Source organism: Shewanella sp. CAL98-MNA-CIBAN-0140 (genome assembly GCF_040309905.1).
Classification (GTDB): domain Bacteria; phylum Pseudomonadota; class Gammaproteobacteria; order Enterobacterales; family Shewanellaceae; genus Shewanella; species Shewanella psychromarinicola.
On record NZ_JBEOPI010000104.1, the window covers coordinates 1 to 453 of the forward strand.

Annotated in this window: 1 protein-coding gene; it reads right to left on the reverse strand. The window is 43.9% G+C overall.

Annotated elements, in window-relative coordinates; all coding sequences use genetic code 11:
* On the reverse strand, positions 1-358 hold a 358-nt coding region (locus tag AAEY93_RS20355; protein WP_351079447.1), incomplete at its 3' end, for a zinc ribbon domain-containing protein.
* Positions 359-453: the final 95 nt, after the last annotated feature.

A 453-nucleotide genomic window follows, 5' to 3' on the forward strand; every position in this document is an offset into this window, starting at 1 on the left:
CCACACCAAACTTTGATAGCTCAAAGACTTTCGTTTTAATCGATGTTTTCTGCTGAAATTTGGGGGTTACCCTGGCGACTATCCCAGTCGCCATTAAATCATTTTCGCCTGTGTTCTCGATAGACTTAGCTGCCGCTAAATCTCTGCACTGGACTAAACCGCAGCTTTCGCAGGCAAATTCTCGCACGATAAGGCCAAACTTGTGCGGGTGTTTGCATTGATAACAAATGCCTGTCGATTTCACAAACCGACCAATTTCATGGTAAATACCGCCATTCAATTCAACTTTGTATTTAGTCAGCGAAGTGATCATACCCATCACGTTATCGTTCACCATATGGCCGTTAAATTGCTGCATACCTTTCACGTTTAAATCCTCAAACACTATGATATCACTGGTCTTGGCTATCGAACATGATACTTCGTGAGCGAACGCTAGGCGTTGGCGTGAGA